Source organism: Limisalsivibrio acetivorans, from assembly GCF_000421105.1.
GTDB classification, from domain to species: domain Bacteria; phylum Chrysiogenota; class Deferribacteres; order Deferribacterales; family Geovibrionaceae; genus Limisalsivibrio; species Limisalsivibrio acetivorans.
Window position 1 is genome coordinate 169,344 of record NZ_ATWF01000002.1, and the last position, 20,175, is coordinate 189,518.

The 20,175-nt window shown below is 48.2% G+C and carries 22 protein-coding genes and 1 tRNA gene; 3 read left to right on the forward strand and 20 right to left on the reverse strand.

Annotated features, from left to right (window positions below; all coding sequences use genetic code 11):
- Positions 1 to 48: 48 nt before the first annotated feature.
- Positions 49 to 237 (reverse strand): hypothetical protein, encoded by a 189-nt coding sequence (locus tag K300_RS0111990; protein WP_026836446.1) that lies wholly within the window; start codon positions 235 to 237, stop codon positions 49 to 51.
- Between the two features lie 552 nt (positions 238 to 789).
- On the opposite strand from K300_RS0111990, the gene K300_RS0111995 reads away from it, so the two are divergent.
- Positions 790 to 1,755 carry an IS30 family transposase gene (locus K300_RS0111995; protein WP_022851917.1) on the forward strand — a complete coding sequence of 322 codons (966 nt, stop codon included), beginning with the start codon at positions 790 to 792 and terminating at the stop codon, positions 1,753 to 1,755.
- Between the two features lie 233 nt (positions 1,756 to 1,988).
- The gene (locus K300_RS0112000) at positions 1,989 to 2,591 is read left to right on the forward strand and encodes a hypothetical protein (RefSeq protein WP_022851918.1); all 603 of its coding nucleotides are present in this window, start codon (positions 1,989 to 1,991) and stop codon (positions 2,589 to 2,591) included.
- A gap of 27 nt (positions 2,592 to 2,618) precedes the next feature.
- On the opposite strand, the gene K300_RS0112005 is transcribed toward K300_RS0112000, so the two are convergent.
- Positions 2,619 to 2,690 (reverse strand) — tRNA-Val (locus K300_RS0112005).
- A gap of 95 nt (positions 2,691 to 2,785) precedes the next feature.
- Between K300_RS0112005 and K300_RS0112010 the strand changes: the two genes are divergently transcribed.
- Positions 2,786 to 3,520, forward strand: coding sequence for a DUF169 domain-containing protein (locus tag K300_RS0112010; RefSeq protein ID WP_022851919.1), 735 nt, complete (start codon positions 2,786 to 2,788; stop codon positions 3,518 to 3,520).
- A 49-nt stretch (positions 3,521 to 3,569) separates the two neighbouring features.
- Here the strand turns inward: K300_RS0112010 and K300_RS0112015 are convergent, their stop codons facing one another.
- From K300_RS0112015 to rpmE, 18 genes are all read right to left on the reverse strand, one after another.
- Positions 3,570 to 4,826 (reverse strand): DUF1015 domain-containing protein, encoded by a 1,257-nt coding sequence (locus K300_RS0112015; protein ID WP_022851920.1) that lies wholly within the window; start codon positions 4,824 to 4,826, stop codon positions 3,570 to 3,572.
- A 9-nt stretch (positions 4,827 to 4,835) separates the two neighbouring features.
- Positions 4,836 to 6,035 carry a tyrosine--tRNA ligase gene (gene tyrS, locus K300_RS0112020; RefSeq protein ID WP_022851921.1) on the reverse strand — a complete coding sequence of 400 codons (1,200 nt, stop codon included), beginning with the start codon at positions 6,033 to 6,035 and terminating at the stop codon, positions 4,836 to 4,838.
- Positions 6,036 to 6,112: 77 nt separating this feature from the next.
- Positions 6,113 to 6,910, reverse strand: coding sequence for a prepilin peptidase (locus K300_RS0112025; RefSeq protein WP_022851922.1), 798 nt, complete (start codon positions 6,908 to 6,910; stop codon positions 6,113 to 6,115).
- A 3-nt stretch (positions 6,911 to 6,913) separates the two neighbouring features.
- Complete coding sequence (locus K300_RS0112030) at positions 6,914 to 7,381, reverse strand: chemotaxis protein CheX (RefSeq protein ID WP_022851923.1); 468 nt, start codon at positions 7,379 to 7,381, stop codon at positions 6,914 to 6,916.
- A 45-nt stretch (positions 7,382 to 7,426) separates the two neighbouring features.
- Complete coding sequence (locus K300_RS0112035; RefSeq protein ID WP_022851924.1) at positions 7,427 to 8,227, reverse strand: LpxI family protein; 801 nt, start codon at positions 8,225 to 8,227, stop codon at positions 7,427 to 7,429.
- Positions 8,227 to 9,204 carry a Gfo/Idh/MocA family protein gene (locus K300_RS0112040; protein WP_022851925.1) on the reverse strand — a complete coding sequence of 326 codons (978 nt, stop codon included), beginning with the start codon at positions 9,202 to 9,204 and terminating at the stop codon, positions 8,227 to 8,229. The genes K300_RS0112035 and K300_RS0112040 overlap by 1 nt, the downstream gene beginning before the upstream one ends.
- Positions 9,205 to 9,206: 2 nt before the next feature.
- A complete protein-coding gene (gene lpxA / locus K300_RS0112045; RefSeq protein ID WP_022851926.1) occupies positions 9,207 to 9,980 on the reverse strand; it encodes an acyl-ACP--UDP-N-acetylglucosamine O-acyltransferase in 774 nt (257 codons plus the stop codon).
- A 5-nt stretch (positions 9,981 to 9,985) separates the two neighbouring features.
- A complete protein-coding gene (gene fabZ / locus K300_RS0112050; RefSeq protein WP_022851927.1) occupies positions 9,986 to 10,417 on the reverse strand; it encodes a 3-hydroxyacyl-ACP dehydratase FabZ in 432 nt (143 codons plus the stop codon).
- Positions 10,404 to 11,444, reverse strand: coding sequence for a UDP-3-O-(3-hydroxymyristoyl)glucosamine N-acyltransferase (gene lpxD / locus K300_RS0112055; RefSeq protein WP_022851928.1), 1,041 nt, complete (start codon positions 11,442 to 11,444; stop codon positions 10,404 to 10,406). Before lpxD ends, fabZ begins: the two co-directional genes overlap by 14 nt.
- The gene (locus K300_RS0112060; protein ID WP_022851929.1) at positions 11,426 to 11,941 is read right to left on the reverse strand and encodes an OmpH/Skp family outer membrane protein; all 516 of its coding nucleotides are present in this window, start codon (positions 11,939 to 11,941) and stop codon (positions 11,426 to 11,428) included. Before K300_RS0112060 ends, lpxD begins: the two co-directional genes overlap by 19 nt.
- A 19-nt stretch (positions 11,942 to 11,960) precedes the next feature.
- Positions 11,961 to 14,207 (reverse strand): outer membrane protein assembly factor BamA, encoded by a 2,247-nt coding sequence (gene bamA, locus K300_RS0112065; RefSeq protein ID WP_022851930.1) that lies wholly within the window; start codon positions 14,205 to 14,207, stop codon positions 11,961 to 11,963.
- Positions 14,207 to 14,833, reverse strand: coding sequence for an ATP phosphoribosyltransferase (gene hisG, locus K300_RS0112070; RefSeq protein ID WP_022851931.1), 627 nt, complete (start codon positions 14,831 to 14,833; stop codon positions 14,207 to 14,209). Before hisG ends, bamA begins: the two co-directional genes overlap by 1 nt.
- Positions 14,830 to 16,089, reverse strand: coding sequence for a UDP-N-acetylglucosamine 1-carboxyvinyltransferase (gene murA, locus K300_RS0112075; protein ID WP_022851932.1), 1,260 nt, complete (start codon positions 16,087 to 16,089; stop codon positions 14,830 to 14,832). The genes hisG and murA overlap by 4 nt, the downstream gene beginning before the upstream one ends.
- Positions 16,071 to 16,886: a peptide chain release factor N(5)-glutamine methyltransferase gene (prmC, locus tag K300_RS15590; protein WP_022851933.1), complete on the reverse strand. Its 816-nt coding sequence runs from the start codon at positions 16,884 to 16,886 to the stop codon at positions 16,071 to 16,073. Before prmC ends, murA begins: the two co-directional genes overlap by 19 nt.
- Positions 16,883 to 17,950: a peptide chain release factor 1 gene (prfA, locus tag K300_RS0112085; protein WP_022851934.1), complete on the reverse strand. Its 1,068-nt coding sequence runs from the start codon at positions 17,948 to 17,950 to the stop codon at positions 16,883 to 16,885. The genes prmC and prfA overlap by 4 nt, the downstream gene beginning before the upstream one ends.
- A gap of 26 nt (positions 17,951 to 17,976) precedes the next feature.
- Positions 17,977 to 18,876, reverse strand: a complete 900-nt coding sequence (locus K300_RS0112090; RefSeq protein WP_022851935.1) for a DUF1385 domain-containing protein — start codon at positions 18,874 to 18,876, stop codon at positions 17,977 to 17,979.
- A 138-nt stretch (positions 18,877 to 19,014) separates the two neighbouring features.
- Complete coding sequence (gene thyX / locus K300_RS0112095; protein WP_022851936.1) at positions 19,015 to 19,761, reverse strand: FAD-dependent thymidylate synthase; 747 nt, start codon at positions 19,759 to 19,761, stop codon at positions 19,015 to 19,017.
- A gap of 11 nt (positions 19,762 to 19,772) precedes the next feature.
- Positions 19,773 to 19,994, reverse strand: a complete 222-nt coding sequence (gene rpmE, locus K300_RS0112100; protein WP_022851937.1) for a 50S ribosomal protein L31 — start codon at positions 19,992 to 19,994, stop codon at positions 19,773 to 19,775.
- Positions 19,995 to 20,175 lie beyond the last annotated feature (181 nt).

Genomic DNA, 20,175 nt, shown 5'->3' on the forward strand with positions numbered 1-20,175 from the left:
AAAAGGGCGGGGCATTTTGTCCCGCCTTTTTATTTGCCTACCGCCTTATTATTCGTCCATGGTTCTCCTGTACTCATCATAGCTCATACCGCTCCCCTCAAGACAACGATCCCTCTGCTCACCATCGTACCTGCTGCACTGAAAGCTCTGCGAATCACGCATCCCATCATACCAGGCCCTTTTGGTACAACCGCAAACAAATAACACGCATGCCATAACAAGAATAAGTGTCTTCATAATTACCCTCTGATTTAATGAAGTGGATGACAACTAAATATTAGACAATCCCCCGCTCTGTCCGGTTCTAAATATTGTGTTGCACCTAACGCCGCTCACTAATAAAAAAAGCCAACCCGTGAGGAGTTGGCTACTTACTGAATTATATAGGAACGGGCGGGATTGAACCGATTCCGATACATGTGCAACTGTGCCTAAATACTTATAAAATGCAGAACCTTATAAACACGATCTTCACTCATAAGCACTGATTCTCATATTATAATGGCACAACCATAAAACGATAGTCCAAAATTGACACATATTAAGAATTCTAAAGATTAGTCACGAAATAATACATATTCACACGAACCCAAACCATCCACAATGTGTAAGCATTTATCTATTGCGTTAATTTTGAGAATATATATTTTTCTATTGATAAAAATACAAGAGAATACAAATGGGTAAAACCTGGATTCAATAATTAAGTGCAACTTTTAAGTAGTGGTCAAAAGAGGTCAGGTGCGTTAGCATCGTAGCTCTTTAACCACCACGTCAAAGGAGCACCGAATGAAGAACTATACACACCTGACCCGTGAACAAAGGTACCAGATTTATGTGCTGAGGAAAACCGGACATTCTCAGACGGACATAGCTGATTTGCTTAAAGTACATAAATCTACCATCAGCCGAGAGTTACGCAGAAACACAGGAGGTCGTGGTTATCGCCCAAAGCAAGCTCATCGCAAAGCTATTGAACGAAGAATGGACAAGGTCCCAAGACGGATTGCACAAACTGAATGGTATTTTGTTGAACGTCTTCTGCTTGAAGACTGGAGCCCTGAGCAGGTGAGCAATTGGCTAAATCAAAATTATGGAATAAACGTAAGTCATGAGCGTATCTACCAGCACATTCTTGAAGATAAAAGTCATGGTGGAACACTTTATACTCACCTGCGTTGCCGAAGAAAACGCAGGAAGCGATATGGTGTTTATGAACGCAGAGGAGAGATACATGGCAAGTTAAGCATTGAGCAGCGTCCAAGTATTGTAGAAGAGAAAGCGAGATTCGGAGACTGGGAAGTGGATACAGTTATAGGAAAAGGGAACAAGCAGGCGATTGTTTCTCTTACTGAGCGGAAGTCTTATCTGACACTTATACGCAAGGTAGAAAGAAAGACTGCTGTACTGGTGACAAAAGCGGTTATAGAAATGTTGAAACCGATATCACACCTAGTCCATACAATCACTTCCGATAACGGGAAAGAGTTTGCAGGACATGCCGAAATATCTGAGATACTAGGGGCTGAATTCTACTTTGCTCATCCATATGCTTCGTGGGAACGCGGAATAAACGAAAATACAAACGGACTCATTAGGCAGTATGTACCAAAGAGTAGGATGCTTGAAAGTGTTGATGATATAGAGATTCAGAATATTATGCAGAAACTAAACAACAGACCAAGAAAAGCAACTGGATATAAAACTCCTAACCAGATACTATTCTCTATAGACCCCGTTGCACTTGCTAGTTGAATTCAGGAAAAACCTGGAAAACATAATAAGAAGCGAAGTGATAAAGATGTCAGTGCTTTAAAAAACTTACTGTTCAGAACACGCCCACAAGAGTTATTGGATTGAAGCTAGAGAGAACCCCGGAATCAATCTATAGTGAAACACAAAAATTAAGTATCTCTTTGAAACCAACAAATCAATCTCCATATAACAAAAAGAAAAAAAGATCATAAATCTAAAACTAAGGACATAAAATGATTGAATGGATTACTTGTAACCCAGATGCAGTTTCAGCGATAGCAGCAATTATAACAGCCGTAGCCACTATATTTCTGTTCCTTTGTACAGGAGTTTATGTTTTTTTAACAAACCAATCAGTAAAAGAAGCTAGAAAACTGCGTGAAACAGCCACTTCACCACTCATTTCTATATATATTCAATCATTCAAAAAATCACAGTACTTAGAATTAGTTATTGAAAACATTGGAAATTCCCCTGCCTATAACATAGATATTAAATTTGATGAAAACTTCATACAGAAAGTGCACGAGACAGAGAATAGGATCCCGTTTGAATTACATATAAAATATTTTACACCAAAACAAAGTGTTGCATATTTCCTTTGCGAATTCGGCAAGCTCCCACAAGATAACGATTTTTCATTCAATATTGATCTTTCATATAGCTCAAAGGACAAGGAAGTATTTAATGACAGCTTCAAGTATAACTATTCTTTTCTTAAACGTGCAGATAACTCCATTCCTTACGAGCTAGAGCAACACAAGAATATGCTCAGAGGGATAGAAAATAGTATAAAAGGATTAACAAGTGCCATAAACAAAAAGGCCAACCCTTGAGGAGTTGGCCTTTTTTGCTGAATTATATAGGAACGGGCGGGATTGAACCGCCGACACCTGCCACGTCAAGGCAGTGCTCTCCCACTGAGCTACGCTCCTGTTTCTTGAGAAAGATTTATTACCATTTTTTAAGATACTATTGCAAGATTTAATATCTATCTGACACAATATAATTAAAAGTTAGAGGTGAATAAATGAAATCCATACTTGCAGAGAAGCTGCATCTTAAATATCAGCCGGCGGCGGTGATCTTCACTGATGAAAAACCAGAAGATGCCCAAGAGTTTAAGCCCGGCAAATGGGGATGCAATATGGGACTCATGAACAATGTTATCAAAAAAGGTAAAACAGCTGTATTCGGCAGAGAAACCTTCGGATGCATAGGCGGCCAGGGTGGACTTTGCCTCGGCGACTCCTACGACACCTTCCCAGGCGGCTTCGGCTATTTCCTCTCCTACGGTCGTGGAGAGGGCTATCCCGAGGGTGAGCGCTACCAAAAGGATCCCGAATCCACCGAACGGTTCCGTCAGGCCCTTGGAATCAAGGATATTGACTATAAATATGTAGTCTACAAACCATTAAGCAAAACGGATGAGAGCGAGAATGTTATCGCTGTCGTGTTCTATGTTAACCCCGACCAGCTCTCCGCATGCGTTGTACTTGCAAACTTCCGGGGTACACTCGACAACGTCCGAATGCCATTCGGTGCCGGCTGTCACAGCATGACGCTGGCAGCCTATAACGAATCTCTCAAAGAGGAGCCGAAGGCGATAGCCGGCATGACTGATATAACAGTGCGACCAATGGCAGATCCGGACATGCTCATGTTCACCATGCCCCTCAAACGTTTCAATATAATGGAAGAGGATGCTCCGGAGAGTTTCCTTGAGCTTGAGAGCTGGAAGAAGCTCATCCCCAGATTCGAATAAAAAAAGGGGAGCCTCGGCTCCCCCGTTATAATCTGGTATCTTATATCTGTTAAAGCTCGTTGATAACAAGCCCTGTCTGGAGTTTCGGATAGAAGTAGGTGGACTTCTGGGGCATAACCAGCCCGCTCTCTGAAATCTCACGTACTACGTCTATATCCACACCTTTGAGCATAAGTGCCATTGCAGGCTTCTGCTCCATTACACTGTTTATCTGGTCCATCGTCTGCAGGAAGTAGATACCCTCCTTGCGAAGGATCTGCTCATCGGTCATACCTAGGCATTCCTTGATAACAGTCTCCTGAATCAGAAAAGTGTCAACCTTGCGGTAAACGGGGTGGAGGGTCTCAAGAACTTCATCCCTGAGAGTAAGACCAAGATATTTATTATCGTAGTACACAAGGAAGTTGCGGTTTTCGCCGGGTTCGTTGACAAACTTGTCCCCCTGCTCTTTGCTTTCTATCTCCACAAGCTCGAAGCTCTTGGATACCTTCTCCTTGAACTCTTCATAGGAGAAATCGTTACCGAGTTCCACAACCCTGTGGGTGGGGAATATCTTGAGACCTTCATCGTAGAAGTTCACAAACATCATCATGACATAATCGTAGGGCTTGATATCCCCTTCGATGTCCTCATTCTGCTCCCGCATGTGGTTACGGTAGTTAAGAGCTGTCTCGTAGCGATGATGCCCATCCGCTATATAGATAGCCTTGTCCTTAAGGAAGGCCTCAATGCTCTCTATTATTTCGTGATCATCGATCTGCCAGATGGTGTTCTTCACACCCTCGTCATCAACGGCGGAAGAAACAGGCATGTTCTTCTTAACGCTGTTGAAGTTGTTAGCAAGCCTGTTCTCTTTGTCCATATAGAGGCCAAAGATCTGGCTGAAGTTTGTTTTACACGCCTTCATGAGCTCAAGCCTGTCCTTCTTGGGACCTGCCAGAGTTTTCTCATGGGGGAATACAGAGCCTTTACCAAGCTCCTCAAGCCTCAGGAGGCCGATAAACCCGGTTCGGACGTACTCCCTGCCAGCAAATGTGTAAACCTGTTCGTAAAGATAGAAGCTCTGCTTCTTGTCCTTAACGAGGGTGTCGTCCTTTTTCCAGTCCTCATAGAGCTTTGAGGCGTTCTTATACTTATCCTCTTCACCATCGGGAAGGATAAGCTTAACAACGTTTGTTCCACAGCGTTCCTTAAGCTCCTCTTTCATCTTCTCTGAAATAACATCATAAGGGGGTGCGATTACCTGCTTAAGCAGTACCTTCTCGAGGTTGTACCGAACGCCCATAAAAGGTCTGACAATAGCCACCTCAGCCTCCTAGTCCACAATTATTTTGGCAAACTTACGCTTGCCCACTTTGAGTATTGTTTCGCCCTTATCGATGGTTTGTTCAAGGTCTTCCACCTTTTCACCGTCAAGGCTGACGCCCCCCTGCTTGGCGGTTCTTCTCGCCTCACCGTTACTGGGAGCAAAGTTCAGGGCTCTTATCAATTCCAGAAGGGTTCTCCCTTCCGCTTTAATTTCCTGCATATCATCGGGGAGTCCTTTCTTGGAGAAAACGTTTTCGAAGCCGTCTCTGGCCTCTTTGCCCGCCTTGTCACCCCAAAACCTGGACACGATCTCAACAGCGAGCTGCTTCTTCGCCTCCATGGGGTGCAGACTTCCGTCCTCAACTCCCTTTTTCATACCCTCAAGCTCCCCAAGGCTTCTGTCGGAGAGGAGGAGGTAGTATCTGAACATCAACTCATCGCTTATGGACATGAGTTTCCCGAACATATCCGCCGGGGACTCGTTTATGCCGACATAGTTCCCAAGGGACTTGGACATCTTCTGAACGCCGTCCAGCCCTTCAAGTATGGGCATGGTGAGGGCACACTGTGCCGCCTGACCATCCTGCCTCTGGAGATCCCTGCCAACAAGCAGGTTGAACTTCTGATCAGTTCCGCCGAGCTCAACATCGGAGCGCAGGGCGACGGAATCGTACCCCTGAACAAGGGGATACATGAATTCATGTATGCTTATAGGTCTGTTTTCATTGTACCGCTTGGAGAAATCGTCCCTTTCAAGCATCCTAGCAACTGTGTAGGAGGATGCAAGCTTGATCATATCACTGGATGTCATCTTTTCCATCCAGTGGCTGTTGAATGCTACCTCTGTCTTCTCGGGATCGAGTATCTTAAAAACCTGTTCTTTATAGGTTTCTGCATTAACAAGAACCTCTTCTTTGGTTAGTGCCTTTCTGGTTTCGGACTTCCCCGAGGGGTCTCCGATCATGCCGGTAAAGTCCCCAATGAGGAAAACAACCTGATGACCGAGTTCCTGGAAATGCTTAAGCTTCTGGATGAGCACGGTGTGCCCGAGGTGGAGATCGGGGGCTGTGGGGTCAAATCCCGCTTTGATCCTCAGCGGAGTGTTCGTCTCTATTGATTTCTTAATCTTCCCCGCAAGCTCCTCTTCGGAGATAATCTCCTCGGACCCTCTGCGGATATGCTGCATCTGTTCTTCTACTGAAAGCACGTTTCCTCCATTATATCCATACGGAAAATGCGTAGTTACTATATACGAATATTACTTTATGTTCAAGCACGCTCTGTTTATTGGACAAAAGCTGTGAACCACTGTATCAGCAGGCGGTTATAGAAGATATAAACGATAGCCGCCGCGGATATAAAAGGACCGTAGGGGATCATGTAGTTTCTGTTTTTCATAAGTATCACAGAGGGAAGCCCCACAGCCACACCTATGAGTGCGCTGATAAGAACAACGAAATATATGGGAAACGCCCCGAGGAAAACACCCGTCATAGCCATAAGCTTGATATCTCCGCCACCCATCCCCTCTTTCTTGGCAAAGACTCTGAAAAGTAGAGCGGGGATATAGAGGGCGAGAAAGCCCACTGCTCCGCCGAGGAGAGCACCCTTTATGCCCGGCATGGTCCAGAAGGAGAAGACGAGCCCTGCGCCAATACCGCCAAGGGTGAACTGGTCGGGGATAATCCCGCATTCGAAATCCTTATCCAACGCTGTGAAAAGATCGCTGTAACCCGCACCGAGCAGGAGAAATACGAAGAGGGCATGCTTAAGAAAGTATATGTCGAGCCCGTGCTTGGCAAAAAGCGCAAGAAACAATAAGCCCACAGTAAGCTCCACCAGGGGATAGACTATTGATATCTGTGCACCACAGCTTCGGCATTTCGCCTTAAGAATAATCCAGCTGAGAACGGGTATATTATCGTAGAATCTGATTCGAGCATGGCATCTGGGGCAGGATGACGGCGGAGATACCACCGAAAGATCACGGGGCCAGCGGGCTATTAAAACATTAAGGAAGCTGCCGAAGACGAGTCCGAATATGAAAACGAATGTACCGGCGAATAACGTCGGGATGTCCAAATTTTAGCCCTTCTCTTTAAGAGCCGCCTCAATTACAAAGGAGCTCTCCTCAACGGTGAATTTCACACAGAGGCTCTGTGTGTCCTTCTTCTGGGCAATCTTGTGTTCCTTGCCGATAACAACGTTGGGAAGGGATATCTTAAAACGTACACCGAGCCTTGAGAAAACCTGTTTGGCACCGCCGGCGATCATGTTCAGGATCTCACCGATGGCATCGGTTACATCCCCGTCAACGCTCTTTTTCTCCTCCCCTGCGAATCCATTATATATCTGAAGAGCAAGGGGCTCGGGCATACTGATAATGACATAACCTGTCGCATCCCCGGCAAGGCCGATAACGCCCGATACATCATAGGAGAACTCGTTCTCCTCCTTCAGGTAAACATCCTCTTTCTTCGGCTCGACACCAACCATGGTCTTGAAAACTTCACTAGTAGAAATGATAAAAGGGTTAATATGTTCTGCTTTCATATGTCGGATTCCTGCTGAATTTGTTATTACCTGAAAGAAGTTAGCCTAATCCCGATAGGAGACAAAAGCTATCCCTGCACCGTCTGCGAAACGGATGCACTCCTCCAGATTTACTACAAAGGTTTTTTCTGCTTCGATCGCCAAAACGGCACCGTTATTATCGGCGATATGACGTAATGTGTCAACACCAACGGTGGGGATATCGAAACGCTCATCCTGTCCCGGGCGCTTAACCTTAACCACTACGCCCCCCTCCCCTGCGAGGGAGCAGCCCCTCTGGACTGCTCTGTCCGTGCCTTCTATGGCCTCAACCGCCACAACCGCCCTGTTGCGGACAACTATGGTTTGCCCTATATCAAGCTCACCAATTTTTTTCGCCATCGTGAACCCGAAGGCTATATCCTTCATCTCATCCTTAGTGGGCTGTCTCTTGGTCAGCGTACCCTCTGGGACGAGATAGTTTTTCAACACTTCAGTCTGTTTGAGGATTCGAAGCCCCTTCTTCTCAAACTCCCTGCGTATTCCGTTCATGATCGTATCATCACGCCTGTCGGGGAGAGTGAGGAGCATTTTTATGGCTGTGGAGTCGAAGCGTATCTTTTCGAACAGGATGGATTTCTCCACCTTTCCGGCGAAGACAACATCACGAACACCCTTGCCTACAAGGGTTTTGATGATCTTGCCCACCTGAACCGGAGGGATCTCCGTAACATCATCGCAGCAGCCGGCCAATGATTCTGCTATGGAAGAGGAGAGTGCAATACAAACGGGTGACTTCCCCGACTCACGCACGCTCTCCGCCACCAGACGGGGCATATCCCCGTTTCCGGCCACCACACCGATCATCAGAGATTAACCTCGATGGCCCCCTTGTCCTTCATAAGAATCTCATCGATCTTGAGGGCTATCTTGAGAGACTTAAGCTCATGCTCAACTGTGACAACCCTGCACTCCTCCTGTCCGCTTACGCAGTCCAGGAAGTGTTTTATCTCCTGCTTGAGGGGATTGTCCTTGTAGACAAAAAGACGCTCAAGGACGTATTCGTTTTTATACCGCAGCTCTTTGTTGCCCATGATCTGAGTGCTTTGGATGTTACGGTATATGTTTATATCCTGACTCGTGTAGTCCAGTGATATGAAGGAATCCTTCTGGCTGATGCTCATGGTGCGGTCCTTCTTCTGGGTAACCCTGCTCACGAGGATATGGGCGGTGGTGTTATTTGCAAAATGAAGATGGACAGAGGCATAATCGGGAAGCTTGGAATGAACAGAGTAACCGGAGGCCTGAAGCTCCGTCACATCACTGTTCACCATATTAACTATTATATCGATATCGTGGATCATCAGATCCAGAACGATGCTGTCGCCAGCAAAGTTGGGATTATACGGGCCAACCCTGCGGGACTCTATGAGATAAGGGTCCGTGGCGATCTTGCGAAGCTCCTGAACAGCGCCGTTGAAACGCTCAACATGCCCGATGTGGAGAACAAGCCCCCTCTTTTCGGCTATGTTAAAAAGCTCTTCAGCCTGGGCGAGGTCGGTGGTTATCGGCTTCTCCACAAGTACATGCACACCAGCCTCAAGGCATTCCTTTGCGATGTCGTAATGGTGCACGGTGGGAGCAGCGATGGTGACGGCATCCACATGGGGGAGGAGCTCCCTGTAGTCGGTATATGTTTTGTAGGGGTAGCGTTTGCTCAACTCACCGAGCACCTCCTCCGAAGCATCGCACATGCCGGCCATATTAGCATTGGTGAGCTCATCATAGATGTTCAGATGGTATTTCCCCATCTTGCCCAGTCCTATAATCCCTACATTCAACATAACTATCTCCTGATTAGACTTCTTTTACTGTCTGACTGAATAAATTCTATAAACTGCTTTATCTCATCGTACTGCTCGAGTTCTCCGAGCATCTTTATAACATCGCTTAGGCTGTTCTTCAGGTCTCGGTAGATATGAAGCGCACGCTTAAGCTCACGTCTCGCTTCAGGGGATACCCCTCTGCGTTTGAGACCCACAGCGTTTAGTCCGCTTATTCCAGCCTCCGCCCCATAAGCAAGGCAGAAGGGGGGAAGATCCTTAAGAACGGTGGTTCTGTTGCCTATCATACACATAGAACCGATGCGCACAAACTGATGTACACCGCCGTAGCCACCGAAGTTAACAAAATCACCCACACGTACATGCCCTGCTGTGCAGGAGTAGCTCGTCATGATGACATTGTTCCCAAGCTGGGTGTCGTGGGCCACATGGCTGTAGGCCATTATGTAGCAATCGTTTCCAACCCTTGTTACCCAGTCCTCCTTCGTGCTTGCACGGTGGAGGGTGGCAAACTCGCGGATAACGCAGTTTGCACCGATCTCAAGGCGGGTATCCTCACCCCGGTAGCTGATATCCTGCGGAGCTCCCCCCACATGGGCGTTAGGGGAAACAATACACTCCTCGCCGAGGGTTGTGCACATCTCTATTACAGCGTTTCGCCCAACACTTACGTTGGGCCCGATTACGCAGTTTTTTCCTATAAAAGCACCATCTTCAATGACGGCGCTCTCATGAATCTCTGAGGTTTTATCAACCACTGCTCCAGATGCTATCATATCTATCAGCTGTCCCTCATTACGGCTGTAAGCACAGCCTCACAGGCCTTCTCATCATCCACTTCCGCCCAGGCCTCAACCTTAAGAAGCCCCTTCTTGAAACGCAGAACCCTGCAGTTCAGTATGACAACATCACCGGGAACAACCTTCTTCCTAAACTTAACGTTATCGATAGCCATGAAGAAAACAAACTTCCCTTTCCCTTCATCACCAATCTTATCGTAGGCATAAATCCCTGCTGTCTGCGCAAGAGCCTCCACAATAAGCACACCGGGCATAACAGGAAGCCCGGGGAAATGCCCCTGAAAAAACTGCTCATTGTAGGTAACGTTCTTCTGCGCCTTTATACTGTCATCCTGAATATCCAGAACCCTGTCCACGAGGAGCAGAGGGTATCTGTGGGGCAGGATTTCAAGTATCTTATTAAGATCCATCATCAACTCTCCTTGAAATCTTTGCCAGCTTCTTCTTTATCTCCGGCAGATCCTTCTGGGCCATAAGTATTCTGAGCCATTTGGAATGTGGAACGAGGGGGAAGCCGGAATACATGCCCGGTTCATCAACATCCCTGTCCACAACACCCATAGCTGCAATAATTGTTCCCGAAGCTATGCTTACATGGTCCACAGAGCCCGCTCTTCCGCCGAAGATAACCCTGTCGCCTATATTACAGCTTCCGGATATGCCCACCTGACCTACCAGGATGCAGTGTTCGCCGATCTTTGTGTTGTGTCCGACATGCACCTGATTGTCAATCTTTGTACCCTTGCCGATGACAGTATCACCCAGCGCACCCCTGTCCACAGAGGTGTTTGCGCCGATCTCCACGTCATCGCCGATAATAACACCCCCTACCTGGGGTATCTTATGGGAAACTCCGTTGCCGTCCTGCCAGAAGCCGAAGCCGTCCGCACCGATAACTGCACCGGTATGCAGGATAACATTGTTTCCCACTGTGCAGCCGTAGTAAACAGATACACCGGGATGAATGCGGCAGCCGCTGCCGATCTTCGTACCCCTCCCGATGTAGGAGTTTGCACCAATGTAGCTGTTTTCGCCGACTGAAGCACCATCTTCCACAACGACACCGTGGGCAAGGAATGCACTCGGATGGATATCCGCACCGGGAGCGGCATACGCTCCGGCTGAAACACCACCCTCGAACTTCCGTTCAGGATAGAAAAGATCGATGAGCTTTGCAAGTGCCTGGGAGCTGTTTTTCACCACAACGGCTGGCTTTCCACCCGTATACGTAACACTTGCGGAAAGGAGAAGAGCAGCCGCAGAGGAACTCTCAGCCTCCTCAAGCCGCTTTTTATCGAAAAGGGGTGCTATGCACCCCGATTCTGTATCATCCAGTGAACGAAGGGAGTTTACGGTGATATCATCGCCGCGGAGCTCCCCCGATACCGCTTCTGCAATCTCGCTGAGATGCAGAGTGGTTTTTACTGATTGGCGTTCCATTCCTTGTTGTACCTTTCGATTACGATGTCTGTGATGTTGATCTTTTCGGAGAAGTACATTACGCCTGCGGTCTGCATCTCGATGATAAGCTCGTAACCGAGCTCTTTACCAAGCTTGTCCACGATGGCGATAACATCCTCTTCGATGGTTTGAAGCTCCCTTGATTCCATACGCCTGAGACGCTTGGAGGAATCTTCCTTCATACCCTGAAACTCCCTTACGAGCCTGTTTACCTCTGCACGCTTGGCATCCTTTGCCTCGGGTGTAAGGAGTGATTCCTGCTTCTCATACTCCTGCTGGATAGCTGTAACCCTGTCGCTTATCTTCTTAAGTTCAGCATCGAATTCATCGGCTTTCTGCTGCAGTTTTTTGTGTACCGTTTTACCCGCATCGGAAGTGGTAAGAACCTTCTGGAAGTTAACAACTCCAACCTTCGCAAAGGCGGATACCGATACAAACATAAGTGCAACAACTATTAGTGCCGTAATTCTCTTCATTAAAAATCCTCCCTGTTTATCAGAACATACCTCCGATGGAGAACTCCCATCTTCCCGACTCCTCTTCTTCCTTAGCCTCGAGCTTATGCCCGTACTCTATGCGGAGGGGTCCGATAGGGCTGTACCACCGGAAGCCGAAACCCACAGAGGAACGCATCTCCCCTGATAGGTATGATTCATCTTCATCGTCAACTTCACCGGCGTCATAGAAAAGAACCCCCTTAAGTCCCGCTTCCTCGGATATCGGGAAAACGAGCTCTGCATTAAAGAGGAACATCTTATTACCGCCATACTCATTGCCGTCCTCATCCAACGGCGATATATCACCGTACTTGTAGCCACGAACGCTGTACATGCCGCCAAGGCGGAATCGTTCATCGATAGGCAGTGCCTCATCGGCGGTTTTGGAGAGGAAGGCGCCTTCAATGTGCAGAACACCGATAAACTTCCAGAAAAGAGGGATGTACTCGGTGGTTTCTACACCGGTTTTTACATATTTATTATCACCGCCAAGCCCTGCGTATTTCACATACACCCGGCTGCGGTTTCCATCCGTGGGATCCACGGGGTGGTTAACGGTTCTGTAGTTAAGCATGGGGGTGATGCTGATGGTTGTATATTCACCCTCCTGCTCCTTCACATACCAGGAGGCCTCATCTTCGATGTTGTAGATCTCCTCCTTTTCGTAGGCGAGCTTGTAGTTCGCATAGAGACTTCGACCCATTACTCTGTGTCCCACACGGAGGGCTCCACCTTCGGACTTTTTGTCATAGTCGTAGTACCCCTTCTTAAGCTTGAAGAGATCCACGCCAACGGTTATGGGCTGGTCCATAAACCATGGGTCGGTGAAGCTGAGGGTGTAGTCTGTTCTGGAGCCAGAGAACTCACCCTTGAAGTCGATGGTGTATCCGGAGCCGAAGAGGTTCTTCTTCTGCACCTCAAACATACCAATAAGCTGGTCGATTGATGAATAACCCATACCAACGCTGAAAAAGCCTGTACGCTTCTCTTTTACGGAGACATCAAGGTCAACGGATGTATCATCCGCCCTCTGCTCCTCAAGACGCACCTGCTCGAAGTAGTCTGTGAACTCCACATTCTTGCGTGATTTACTGATCTTTGCGCTATCGTATATATCACCTTCAACAATATCCAGCTCACGGCGGATAACCCTGTCTCTGGTCTCCTCGTTCCCCTGAATAGTGATACGGTTTATTGTAACGAGGGCGTTCTCCTCTATCTCGTAAACAAGCCCCACGGTGTTGTTGTCGTCGTTCATCTTTGAGAGAGGATTAACGTTTGCAAAGGCGTAGCCTATCTGGGTGAAGCGGTCCGTTATCCGCTTAACATCCTCCTGATAGGTTTCGATGTTGAACCAATCGCCGGGCTTGAGTATTGTGGATGCCTCAAGCTCCTCTACGGTTCTGTGCCTGTTACCCTCAAAATTAACACTGCGGACCTTGTAACGCTCACCCTCGTCGATACGGAAGGTGAGGGTTATCTTCTTCTTTTCCTCACCAAGCTCGATCTCAGGCTCACCCACACGCACTTTAACATAACCTTCTCTCAGGTATTTGTTTTTAATGCGTTCCATATCGATTTGAAGTTCTTCCCTCTTAAGCTTTCCGCTGCCGGTAAGCCACGAGAAGAAGCCCTTTTCATTGGTGGATATAGCCTTTTCGAGCTCCTTATCTGTATAGAACTCGTTTCCTGCAAAGTTTATGGTATAAACCCTTGCCTCGGGCCCCTCATCGATGCTGAAAACAACGTCCACTGTTCCATCACCGCGGTCCTCGATCATAGGGTTCACTGTTGCAGAGTAGTATTTTTCATCATTGTAAAGAGTTATAAGTGCTTTAACGTTTGCGGCGATCTTGCCCCTGTGGAGAACCTCACCCGCCATGGGTATCATCTCCTCACGGAGATAGCGCTCCTTAAGTTCGGCGTTGCCTTCGAAATAAACACTGTGTACGTAGGGTTTTTCTTTGATTATATAGGTGAGAATAAGACGATCGTCATTAAGGTTCATATCAACCTTAACATCCTCAACAAGGTCTTCCTGGAAAAGTCGGCGTATTGATTCGTCCACAGTTTCCAGGTCAAACTCCGTACCCGGCTCAACCGCATACTTGAGGATTGTTTCTTCCGGAACCCTTCTGTTCCCCTCAACCTCCACAGCGTCTACCCTAGCTGCCGAGGCCTGCTCCGTTGCCAGAAATATCAGGATACTAAAAAAAAAACCTGCCAAAAAACGTTTAATAAACATCAGTTACCCAGCCGTTTTATTATGTCTTTGACCCTTTCGTGCTTAAGACGGGTCATGCTTTTGTTTCCTATGAATCTTGCTGTGGATTCCATCATTGTCTCTATCTCCGCAAGTCCGTTCTTGCGCAATGTTGTGCCAGTGGACACAAGATCCACTATCATATCGGAGAGCCCCACGATAGGAGAAAGTTCAATGGAGCCGTAAAGTTTGATAGTCTCCACAAAAACACCTTTGCCTGCAAAGAATTCCTTCGTCATACGGGGATATTTCGTGGCCACGCGCATATCGTGTCTGTAGTTCGTATTCCCACCCTTGATGCCAGCAACACAAAGCCTGCAGTAGCCGAAACCGAGGTCCATAAATTCATAAACATCTGCAGCACTTTCGCTTATTATATCCTTGCCGACAACGCCAAGGTCCGCTGCACCGTGTTCCACATAGGTCGGTACGTCCATATTCCGCACGAGCATATAGCGCATGCCGTGCTCTTCGTCAAGGAATACGAGCTTGCGGGTCTCTTCGTCCACAACCCCTTCTGCTGTGATACCCTTCTCCACGAAAAGTTCAATGGTTTCCTCCGCCAGCCTTCCCTTAGGGAGGGCCACGGTGATAATATCCCTGCTCATTCCTTCACCCTTTCTATCTTTGCACCGGCAGCTGCCAGTTTGATGTCAAATTTCTCGTAGCCCCTGTCCAGATGATAAACCCTGTGCACCTCTGTGGTGCCCTCAGCCATAAGCCCTGCGATAACAAGGCTTGCGCTTGCACGCAGATCCGAGGCCATAACGGGGGCTGCACTCAGCTTCTTAACCCCTTTGATAACCGCCGACTTGTCCATTAGGCGGATATCAGCACCCATCCTTTTAAGCTCGGATACGTGCATAAAGCGGTTCTCAAAGATCGTTTCCGTTATAACGGATATGCCTCTGCTTTTGACCATAACAGCCATGAACTGCGCCTGCATGTCTGTGGGAAAACCGGGGTAGGGGTGGGTTGTGGCATCTATACCGAGGAGTCTTTTCTCACTTCTTATATCTATGGTTGAATCGTCCAGTATCTTAAGCTCAAGGCCGGTTTCGCCGAGCTTGTCGAGTATAGCTTTCATAGCATAAACGGGAGCATTCTCAAGGATGAGATGCCCGCCGGCGCCAGCCGCTGCACAAAGATATGTGCCCGCCTCGATCCTGTCCGCCATAACGTTGTAGTCCGCACTTTCCAGCCTGTCCACACCTTCAATGACGATGGTTCTTGAGCCCTCACCGCTGATAACAGCGCCCATCTTCTTGAGGAACTTTGCAAGATCCACAACCTCGGGCTCCTGTGCAGCGTTGTAAAGGACGGTTTTCCCCTCTGCCAGTGCTGCCGCCATCATGATATTCTCGGTTCCCGTTACGGTTACCATGTCAAAGGTTATCTCTGCGCCCTTAAGCCTTGAGCATGAGGCATCGATGTAGCCGTGCTCCACCTCAATATCCGCACCCATAAGCCTCAACGCCTTCAGGTGCTGATCCACAGGACGCTCCCCTATGGCGCAACCACCGGGGAGGGATACCTTTGCCCGCCCTTTCTTTGCAAGGAGCGGTCCTAGGGTAAGAACACTCGCTCTCATGGTTTTCACGAGTTCGTAGGGGGCGGTGAAAGCATCGTTATCGGCAACGGTGTTAAGCTGAACAACCTCACCATCACGATCGGTTTCGACACCCACCTCACCCAGGAGTGAGAGCATGGTTCTTATATCAACAAGGCTGGGGATGTTTGATATCGTATATTTGCCTTCTGCCAGAATTGACGCAGCAAGTATGGGCAGACAGGCGTTTTTGGCACCGCTTACCCTTATTTTTCCGTTGAGGGGGCGGCCCCCTTCTATGACGAGCTTTTCCAAAGAAGCACCCTTTCTATACCATTTAAGTCGCTGATGAAGCTGTGTTTATAGCCTGAATACAAGGTTCTGAGAACACCGGACTGGCCGGCACCCGCCTCCAGAAGCGACACCCAAGTTTTATTACATAAATAAGGAACTATGTCCAATAATTTTTTGTAGAAGGCAAACCCCAGATCCTCTGCCACAAGTGCCTGTCTCGGTTCAAAAAACACGCTCTGTTCAAGTGCTTTATACTCCTCTTCGGAAACATATGGGGGGTTGCACAAGACCATATCGTAACCTGTACCTATATTGCTTATATCGTTCATAATATCGGCACAAATAAACGATGCTCTTCCGGAGATTCCCAGCTTGAATGAGTTCATAGATGCGACATCGAGAGCATCGGGGCTTATGTCTACACCCACCCCTTCAGCCGATGGGAGCTCAGCAAGCATCGTATTGAGGATAGTACCGGAACCTGTACAGAGATCGAGTATCCGCGGGTTCTCCACTGGGCGGTTTAGCAAAGCATGCTCAACCAGTATCTCCGTTTCGTATCGGGGGATAAGAACATCGGGGGTTATGAGGAATTCACGTCCGTAAAAGCTTCGTCTGCCTATGACATAGGCGAGGGGAACCCCCCTCTCAAGCTCGGCTATGAGAGGTTCCGGATCCGAGGTAGAGCGGAACTTCTCATCCATATGGGAGAGGAGTTTGTCGTAGGGTATTCCTGTAAGATAGGACAAAAAGTCCAGAGCATCACTCCGGTTCGGCAGAAGATGTTTTATATCATGCAGAAACCGGGCGTTTGTCAAAGCCCGGCCTCTTGGAGCCTCTCCGCCTGATCGTAGGAGTATATAGCACTGAGAAGCTCTTCTATGTAGCCCTCCATGAACCTGTCCAGGTTATGGGTGGTCATGTTTATCCGGTGATCTGTGACCCTGTTCTGGGGGAAGTTGTATGTCCTTATCCGTTCACTTCTATCACCCGAGCCGACCTGTAACTTCCGGTTCTGGGCTTCCTCCTCCTGCTTCTTGCGGATCTCCATCTCGAGGAGCTTTGATTTCATAAGCTTCATAGCCTTCTCACGGTTCTTGATCTGGCTGCGCTCATCCTGACAGGTTACAACGATACCCGTGGGCTCATGGGTCATCCGCACTGCGGAATCGGTGGTGTTTACGTGCTGTCCACCTGCACCGCTGGCACGGTATACGTCCACACGCACATCGTTGGGGTCGAATTCGAACTCCACATCGTCAGCCTCGGGGAGTACCGCAACGGTGATGGCGGAGGTATGTATCCTTCCACCGGATTCGGTTTCTGGAATTCTCTGGACACGGTGGCCGCCACCCTCAAACTTGAGGTAGCTGTAAGCCCCCTTACCCTTGATAAGCACAACCACTTCCTTATACCCGCCGACACCGGTCTCGTTCATCTCGACAACCTCGGTCTTCCACTTCTTCATCTCAGCAAAGCGGGTGTACATCCGCAGCATATCCGCAACGAAGAGCGACGCCTCATCACCGCCTGTACCGGCTCTTATCTCAAGGTAGATATTCTTCTCATCGTAGGGATCCTTCTTAAGCAGGAGTACCTTCATCTCCTCCTCAAGCTCCTCAAGCCGCTCCTTTCCCTCTTCAAGCTCCATCTGGGCGAGCTCCTTAAGCTCGGCATCATCGGAGTCAAGGATACTCTTAGCCTCGTCTATGGAGGCGTTTACCTCTTTATACTCGCCGAACTTCTCCACAACGGGTCGAAGCTCCGCATGCTCCTTGGCAACCTGACGAAACAGGTTCTGGTCGGAGATAACATCGGGATCGCTCACCTTTTCTGTGAGTTCCTCGTATTTTTTTGCTACTTCTTCAAGCTTTTCGTACATTCCGTTTCCTTCTCAAAATAATTCGATCAAACAACCTCTATCCCCTCTTCGGGAAGCTCTTTGCCGAGGGCTGCTCTGATGGAGATGAGGGCTACCTCAAGCTGTTTGTCATCGGGCTCCCTTGTGGTGATCTTCTGTACCCAAAGGCCGGGGGTTATCAAGATCTTCAACAGGGGGTGGTTGCAGTGTCTGCCGCTGAATTTGAGTATTTCGTATGATATTCCGGCGATGAGGGGGATGAAAACGATCCTCGCACCGAACTTGATTACAAAATGGGCATCGTTGGGGATGAAGGAGAATACGAAGATGCACACAAGCATTACGATAATGATAAAGCTGGTTCCGCATCTGGGGTGGAGCCTCGGGTTCTTGCGGGCGTTCTCCACCGTAAGCTCCTCACCCTTCTCGAAGGTGTATATCGCCATATGTTCGGCGCCGTGGTACTGGAAAACCCGTTTAATATCGCTCATGAATGATATGATCCAGACGTAGAGCACAAAGAAGATCACCCGTATAACGCCGTCCACAGCGTTGTATAGGAGGCTTGATGTCTCAATGGCCGGGACAACATGCTTGAAAAGATCCGTTATCTGCAGTGGGAGGTAAACAAAGAGAAGAAGCCCGAGACCGAGCCCCATCACCATACTTATGAAAAGTCCGAACTTGCTGACCTGTTCCTCACCCTCACCGGAGGAATGATATGCTGAGAAGTTGAGTGCCCTAATACCAAGAATAAGGGCATCATAAAGGGCTATGAGCCCACGGAGTACAGGTTTTTTAAGGAGCTTGTTTCTGTCGAGCTTGATATCATCACGCTTGAGGATGATGCTGTCATCCTGCCTGCGAACAGCTACCACAAGGCTGCTGGGTGCTCTCATCATAACGCCTTCAATAACAGCCTGCCCGCCTATATCTATCTTAGCCATCTATTTCTACCTCGTAATCTTCGATTTACCTGAAATGCAGGAGCAAGCTCATGGGCTGCACAGCCGTATTGTTCCTCCGTTTTTTCGGGTTCAGGATAATATATACTTTTCGGGAGATATTTAAAGACAAAAGAGAAACTACTTCTCTGGAGAAAGGTTCCTGTATTTTTCCCTGATCTCAGATGCACGTCCGCAGGTAAACTTCCCTTCGGGGCATTTTCCCCTGACGCATCCCGGTCCGGCACCGCTAAAGATGGAGGGTGCCTCTTTGATACACTCTATGAGCATAAGCTCGCTCATCCTGCGTATCTCCCACTGGGCCCTTTCACAGCATCGTACAGAGAAGAAATGCAGAAGCTCACGGCAGTTCATCGTTACGATTATCTTCGTTTCGCATGCGTTGGGGAGCACATAGCGTGCATCCTCGGCGGGGACCCCTCTCTCTGCGAGGGTGTCGTAAACATCTCCGATCCTTTTCATAAGATCGGTGTACAGACCAGTAAGTTCATTATCTTCGGCGATAGTATCGGGAAGAACGAACTGGAAACCGTCGCCGTGTTTAACGTAGCGCTGGGATTTCTGGGAAAAGCTTGCGATGCGGTGACGTACAAGCTGATGGGTGAGCGCTCTGGATACACCCTCAATACCGAAGGTAAAAGAGACATGCTCCAGAACAGAATGGTGTCCGATGCTAACAATCTTCTCTATGAAGGATTTCTGCTCGGAGGAAGAGACCTTTTCGAACAGATTTTCAATGTCAGCATCAGAATAGCAAAGCTTCGCCGCAAGAGCCGCCATAAGCTCACCCTCGGACGAACGGTTAAGCAGGCGGACGTTTAATGCCGCCTGCTTATCAGCATGGGAATCCTTCTCGAACCCTGCCACTGAAAACCAGCTTAGCCTTTCTTATCAGCCTGCTTGCCGTATTTTCTCATGAACTTCTCCACACGTCCGGCAGTGTCGATAAACTTCTGCTTTCCTGTGAAGAAGGGGTGGCATGCGGAGCATATAGCTACGGTGGCCTTCTCCTGCTCTACTGTGGAGCGGGTGTGTATCTCATTGCCGCAGGCACACTTGAATGTTACTTCTTCGTACTGGGGATGAATATCTTTTTTCATAGTTGTGATACCTCTCTAAAGTCAAGGGAAGAGTTTATATCATAAGCCCTGCGCTAATGCAAGGTAAACCTCGATAAAAAGCTCGACCGGGTTATATGATTGTGCCCAGCCGTTTTTTCGTCAAGGGGGAGCTTCCCTAATATGTACTGCAACGCCCTACTATAAAGGCTGTTGCGGGGAT

Bases quoted from the DNA above. Each gene is read 5' to 3' on its own strand.
- K300_RS0111990 (WP_026836446.1), bottom strand. From the start codon at position 237: ATGAAGACACTTATTCTTGTTATGGCATGCGTGTTATTTGTTTGCGGT.
- K300_RS0111995 (WP_022851917.1), top strand. From the start codon at position 790: ATGAAGAACTATACACACCTGACCCGTGAACAAAGGTACCAGATTTAT.
- K300_RS0112000 (WP_022851918.1), top strand. From the start codon at position 1,989: ATGATTGAATGGATTACTTGTAACCCAGATGCAGTTTCAGCGATAGCA.
- K300_RS0112010 (WP_022851919.1), top strand. From the start codon at position 2,786: ATGAAATCCATACTTGCAGAGAAGCTGCATCTTAAATATCAGCCGGCG.
- K300_RS0112030 (WP_022851923.1), bottom strand. From the start codon at position 7,381: ATGAAAGCAGAACATATTAACCCTTTTATCATTTCTACTAGTGAAGTT.
- K300_RS0112035 (WP_022851924.1), bottom strand. From the start codon at position 8,227: ATGATCGGTGTGGTGGCCGGAAACGGGGATATGCCCCGTCTGGTGGCG.
- K300_RS0112040 (WP_022851925.1), bottom strand. From the start codon at position 9,204: ATGTTGAATGTAGGGATTATAGGACTGGGCAAGATGGGGAAATACCAT.
- lpxA (WP_022851926.1), bottom strand. From the start codon at position 9,980: ATGATAGCATCTGGAGCAGTGGTTGATAAAACCTCAGAGATTCATGAG.
- fabZ (WP_022851927.1), bottom strand. From the start codon at position 10,417: ATGATGGATCTTAATAAGATACTTGAAATCCTGCCCCACAGATACCCT.
- lpxD (WP_022851928.1), bottom strand. From the start codon at position 11,444: ATGGAACGCCAATCAGTAAAAACCACTCTGCATCTCAGCGAGATTGCA.
- K300_RS0112060 (WP_022851929.1), bottom strand. From the start codon at position 11,941: ATGAAGAGAATTACGGCACTAATAGTTGTTGCACTTATGTTTGTATCG.
- bamA (WP_022851930.1), bottom strand. From the start codon at position 14,207: ATGTTTATTAAACGTTTTTTGGCAGGTTTTTTTTTTAGTATCCTGATA.
- hisG (WP_022851931.1), bottom strand. From the start codon at position 14,833: ATGAGCAGGGATATTATCACCGTGGCCCTCCCTAAGGGAAGGCTGGCG.
- prfA (WP_022851934.1), bottom strand. From the start codon at position 17,950: ATGTACGAAAAGCTTGAAGAAGTAGCAAAAAAATACGAGGAACTCACA.
- K300_RS0112090 (WP_022851935.1), bottom strand. From the start codon at position 18,876: ATGGCTAAGATAGATATAGGCGGGCAGGCTGTTATTGAAGGCGTTATG.
- rpmE (WP_022851937.1), bottom strand. From the start codon at position 19,994: ATGAAAAAAGATATTCATCCCCAGTACGAAGAAGTAACATTCAAGTGT.